This is a genomic window from Pseudoneobacillus rhizosphaerae (genome assembly GCF_917563885.1).
Lineage (GTDB): Bacteria > Bacillota > Bacilli > Bacillales > Cytobacillaceae > Pseudoneobacillus > Pseudoneobacillus rhizosphaerae.
Map to the genome: position 1 here is coordinate 1 of NZ_CAKJTG010000057.1, position 5398 is coordinate 5398.

Annotated in this window: 5 protein-coding genes; 2 read left to right on the forward strand and 3 right to left on the reverse strand. The window is 36.8% G+C overall.

The features are described from left to right. Positions 1-307: 307 nt before the first annotated feature. Both yhbH and LRP83_RS23025 read left to right on the forward strand, forming a co-directional pair. On the forward strand, positions 308-1477 hold the full coding sequence (gene yhbH, locus LRP83_RS23020; protein ID WP_230499169.1) for a sporulation protein YhbH: 1170 nt from the start codon (positions 308-310) through the stop codon (positions 1475-1477). A gap of 176 nt (positions 1478-1653) precedes the next feature. Beyond that, entirely contained in the window at positions 1654-2391 is a 738-nt protein-coding gene (locus LRP83_RS23025; protein ID WP_230499170.1) for an urease accessory protein UreH domain-containing protein, read from the forward strand. A gap of 96 nt (positions 2392-2487) precedes the next feature. Here the strand turns inward: LRP83_RS23025 and LRP83_RS23030 are convergent, their stop codons facing one another. Genes LRP83_RS23030 through LRP83_RS23040 form a run of 3 tightly spaced genes read right to left on the reverse strand, consistent with a single transcriptional unit; the run spans position 2488 to position 5105 of the window. Beyond that, complete coding sequence (locus LRP83_RS23030; RefSeq protein WP_230499171.1) at positions 2488-3051, reverse strand: TVP38/TMEM64 family protein; 564 nt, start codon at positions 3049-3051, stop codon at positions 2488-2490. Positions 3052-3054: 3 nt separating this feature from the next. Beyond that, positions 3055-3732, reverse strand: a complete 678-nt coding sequence (locus LRP83_RS23035; protein WP_230499173.1) for a response regulator transcription factor — start codon at positions 3730-3732, stop codon at positions 3055-3057. Then, a complete protein-coding gene (locus LRP83_RS23040) occupies positions 3732-5105 on the reverse strand; it encodes an ATP-binding protein (RefSeq protein ID WP_230499172.1) in 1374 nt (457 codons plus the stop codon). The genes LRP83_RS23035 and LRP83_RS23040 overlap by 1 nt, the downstream gene beginning before the upstream one ends. Positions 5106-5398 lie beyond the last annotated feature (293 nt).

Consider the following 5398-nt stretch of genomic DNA (forward strand, 5'->3'; position numbering starts at 1 on the left):
TCCCTCAACGCATTAAAGCGATGAGGGACTGTCCCCCAGTACGTTAAAGTGCTAAATCTCAACATATTTTGTGTCCTGCTTTAATAGAAATAGAAGACAGACTTTGGAAGGGTTCCTTCCGAAGGCTTGGTCACTATTAGGCAAAAGTACAATTGTCAAAATTATTTGTAAATTATTTCGTATTCCTGCATAGGATAAAGTAATCCATCTTTATTCTACTAAAGGGTTAGACTCACTCGTTATTGTATGTGAAATCTGTGGGAAGTGTGCAAGAATTAAAAAATAATTTTATAAGGAGGGTACAGAAATGACCGATGTGAATAATCATCAATTTGTGATTTCCAAGGAAGATTGGTCCCTCCACCGCAAAGGCCACGATGACCAACAAAGGCATCAAGACAAAGTCCAAGAGGCAATTCGTAATAATTTACCCGATTTGGTTACGGAAGAGAATATTATTATGTCCAATGGTCGGGATGTGGTAAAAATTCCAATTCGCTCATTAGACGAATACAAAATCCGCTATAACTATGATAAAAACAAACATGTTGGCCAAGGAAACGGGGACAGTCAAGTTGGCGATGTCGTTGCTCGTGATGGATCAAGTGGTCAAAAAGGACCTGGTAAAGGTCAAGGTGCAGGAGATCAAGCTGGTGAAGATTTCTTTGAAGCAGAAGTATCATTAATGGAAATTGAAGAAGCTCTGTTTAAACAGTTAGAGCTGCCAAATCTAAAAAAGAAAGAACAAGCAGAAAACATAGTTGAAAATATTGAGTTTAATGATATTAGAAAAACCGGGCTAATGGGGAATATTGATAAAAAGCGGACAATGATGACCGCATTTAAGCGAAATGCCATGACTGGTACTCCAGGCTTTTATCCCATTTATCCAGAGGATCTAAAGTTTAAAACGTGGAATGAAGTGAAGAAGCCAGACTCAAAAGCTGTCGTAATCGCGATGATGGATACAAGTGGTTCGATGGGCATTTGGGAGAAATATATGGCACGTAGCTTTTTCTTCTGGATGACACGCTTCTTACGAACAAAGTACGAAACCGTTGAAATTGAATTCATCGCCCATCATACGGAGGCAAAAGTGGTCTCAGAGGAAGACTTTTTCTCTAAAGGCGAAAGTGGTGGAACCATTTGTTCCTCAGCATACCGCAAAGCGTTAGAAATCATTGATGCAAAATATGATCCTGTTCGTTTTAATATTTACCCCTTCCATTTTTCAGACGGTGATAACTTAACATCAGATAATGCAAGATGCGTGAAGTTAGTAGAAGAATTAATGAAAGTATCCAATATGTTTGGATACGGGGAAGTCAACCAATACAACCGCCACTCTACGTTAATGTCCGCTTACAAAAACATCAAGGATGAACATTTCCGCTATTTCATTCTAAAACAAAAACCCGACGTCTTCCATGCGATGAAAAGCTTTTTTAAGAACGAGGAATCGAAGGTATTATCATAAAGACAATCGACAGGTTAGAATGCCTGTCGATTTTTCACGTTTTACACTCGAATTGTGGCCGAGCTTCTATTTTTGTAGAAAAAAATTCATCCTTTCTGCATAGATTCTCGACATTCAATTGATATAGTAAGAATAGGGTAAAACAATGAATACTCCGTAAAGTAGGAGGAACAGGCATGTATGAATGGTTTAGCCAGATAAGTAACTTTTTAAGCCAACCGTTTCTAAGTATGATCAGAAGTACGGAAGGCATCCCGATATTAACGGCGTTTATACTTGGAATTGTAGGGGCGTTGGCACCCTGCCAATTTACAGGGAATTTAGGAGCCATCACGATTTACGGAAATCAATCTCTTCAAAAAAAAATCGCCTGGAGTGAAATGGTCTTTTTTATTTTAGGTAAGGTCGTCGTTTATTCTTTGTTAGGTTTTATTGTTTGGATACTCGGTAATGAGGTTCAAACGGATTTAACGCTTATTTTTCCTTGGATTAGAAAAGCATTTGGTCCACTACTAATCATTGTAGGTCTTTTTATGGTAGGTGTAATTAAGCTCAGAAAAACGATATCTTTAGGGAGCATACCTGAGAGATTTTTTAAAAAAGGAAAATTAGGGGCATTTCTAATGGGGGTTAGCTTTACCCTAGGCTTCTGCCCGACGATGTTTATCTTATTTTTCGTTACCCTAATGCCTATTGCCGTAACAGTTTCTTATGGATTCATTTTACCCCCTATCTTCGCAGTAGGTACGTCTTTACCACTAATTATCGCGATTTTTCTCATATGGTATTTTGATTTAAGTGGGAAATTGATGAAAAAGAGCGGTAGAAAATTGGGTGTGATTGTTCAAAAAGTAGCTGGTGGGTTGATGGTTCTGTTGGGGATATTAGATACTTTAACTTATTGGGGAATTTAATATTAATGAATGTGCATTAAAGCGTATAAGCCAATGTTAACTCATAAAGAACATTGGCTTTTTTCCTTCGTATATTTTGTTTTTGCTAAATGAATGTTAAAATTTCGAAGCCCCATTATTTTTTTTCCAAAATAAATAAATCATCCAAACCATAATCAAGATAACAACAATAAGTATTTGCCATCCCACACTGAATTCAAGGGCACGTTTTACCGCATAGGCTTCTATAATTAAGGAAGGTACTTTTCCTAATGTACTCGCCGCACTAAAAGAGAAAATGCCCATTTTACTGTATGCAGCAAAAAGTGTCACGACACCTGAAGGCACAAACGGTAATGTTCTTAAAACCAATACGAGAAATACTGCCTCCCATCCTCGTGTGTGTTGAAGCTTAAGAAGCAACTTGTTTTTCTGAGTGATCTGGGGAGAAAATTTTAACAACCCTTTGCGATAAAAATAAAAGCTTACAATGGCTCCTACGGCTTCACCGATAATGGAAAGGGATAACCCGATTTGGAAGTCAAATAGAGCGATATTAGCAGCAGTTAAAAAAGCGCTTGGAAGGATACCAGAAAGTGCAATCATGACATTGGCTAAGATACTTAGCAATGCTATGAAAAGTCTGTTCTCAGGCATCCATTCCAGAAAAAGTTCCGTCATTCTTTATTCAGCTCCAAGCCATTTATATCCGACACCCCATACTGTTAGTAAATATTCATCTGAAGGGAACCCCGCTTTACGAAGTTTATCACGTAAATTTCGCACATGTGAATCTACGGTACGATCCTCTGTGGAGACACCATGCCCCCAAATAGTAGAGATTAAGTGATCACGTGTAAAGACCTTATTAGGATTATTTAAGAAAAGCCCCATCATAGATAATTCTTTTGGCGTTAACGAAAGCAATTGGTCGCGAAAATGAAGTTCATAGGATTCCTGATTGAGTACAAGACCTTGAAAGCTAATAATTCTAGTTGAATTATGGTTTCGCCTTAGGTTTGCTTCAATTCTAGCGATGAGCTCATCTCCGTCAAATGGTTTTGAGATATAATCGTCTGCTCCTAAACTTAATCCTTTTACCACATCAGGCTTATTGGATAATGCCGTGAGCATAATTATTGGATAATCCCACTTTTTGCGGATGATTTTGCAGGCTTCCCATCCATCCAATTCAGGCATCATGATATCCAACAGAATAAGATCCACTTCATGCGATTGTAAGTATTGAATGGCATCGATAGCAGACGTATATTTAATGCAGTGAAAATCCTTCGGTAAAAGATATAAGGAAATCAAGTCTAACATACGTGGTTCATCGTCTATAATTAAGATTTTTTTCATCATTCGGTAGCTCCTTTTAGGATGATCGCAAACTCTGTTCCAATATTTTCTTTGCTGTTAACGGTAATCTTCCCATCATGTGCATGAACTAGCTCCTTTACGATCGCAAGACCCAGACCAGACCCACCGAGTGCTCTTGTTCGTGATTTGTCTACTCGATAAAAGCGGCTAAAAATATGAGGAAGATCTGTCTCTGGAATCCCTTTGCCATTATCCGTAACGGTGATATGAAGGTTTGTTCCTTTTTTCTCTACTTTTAAGTCCGTTCTTGTCCCATGTTGAGAATACTTCATCGCATTGTCCAATAAATTAAGGAAGATTTGTTCCAAACGTATTGGGTCAGCCATCAGAAACAGATGGGGGGGACAAGTAACCTGTAAATTCATATTCTTCTCTATGAATGCGGGTAAAAGTTTTTGTTCCATTTTTAAAAGAAACTCACTAAAATCAATTCGTTTCTTTTGGATAACAAATGTATTTTGATCAAACTTTGCTAGGTCGAATAATTCTTTTATTAAAATGGAAAGTCTAGTTGTCTCTTCTAAGATGATTCCTAAGTATTTTTCTTGTTCGTCACGAGGCAAATTTCGCTTATGGACGATATCTGTATATCCTTTTATATACGTTAAAGGGGTTCGTAGTTCATGTGAAATACTCGCTAAAAATTCATTTCGTTCCTTTGTAAGATAATCTAACTGATGGGCAAGTAAATGAATCGAGTGTGCTAAATCCCCGAGCTCATCCTTACCCGTTTTCGGTAAGGAAACAGAGTAATCTCCATTACTCATCCTGGATGTTGCCTCTTTCATCTCAATTAGCGGTTTTGTCAGGGCTTTGGAAAGAATAACAATGATAATGAATGTTAATCCAACAGAAATTAAACCAGCTAATAGAAAATGTTCATTCAAATGCATAATTAAGGATTGAACAGAGGCCGTATCTTGAAACATAAATACATAACCAACCGTTAGCCCATCTACTTCAATGGGACTCACTGTGGCAATAAAGGGCTTTTCTCTCCAATTATCTTCGATGATCTTTCCCTTTCTTGGAGAAGTCGTGATTGTTTGATTGATATATTTGGAGAAATGGATACTTTGTTTGGATGAACCAATAAATTTGAAAAAGGAATCTGTAATGACCACATCGGTATCTGCCTCTGATTCCATTAAGGCAATATGGTTAACAGTCGTAGGATCAAAATTCATCTCCAATACAGCTCTGTGAGAATTTCCCCGTGCCTGAAGTTCACTTAGTTCTTCCTCTACCCTGGAATCTACTAGAGAGGAATGTAAATAAAAAAATATAAACGATTCTAATCCGATAATAATGATGAAAAAAATTATACCAAGTTTTACTGACAGCTTTTTCATGAGGAGATCACCCTTTTTTCAACTTGTTCTTTTATTTTACTTTAAAAATATGAAGAAACTATGCAGACCACTCATAAAAAGTATGTGATTCATTTATTTTTCAATTATACATACGTAAATGTCTATAAAATTACTAAAATTTATGAAATTAATAGAAACAAAAAGAGGAGCCTTAATAAAACTAACGGGTTCTCTTTTGGGGTGCAAAATCGTAAATATTAATACAAATAACGTAGTAAAAAGCATGATGATTAGCAATTTAATCATTATGCTTTTTGGCTTCTGAATATTAT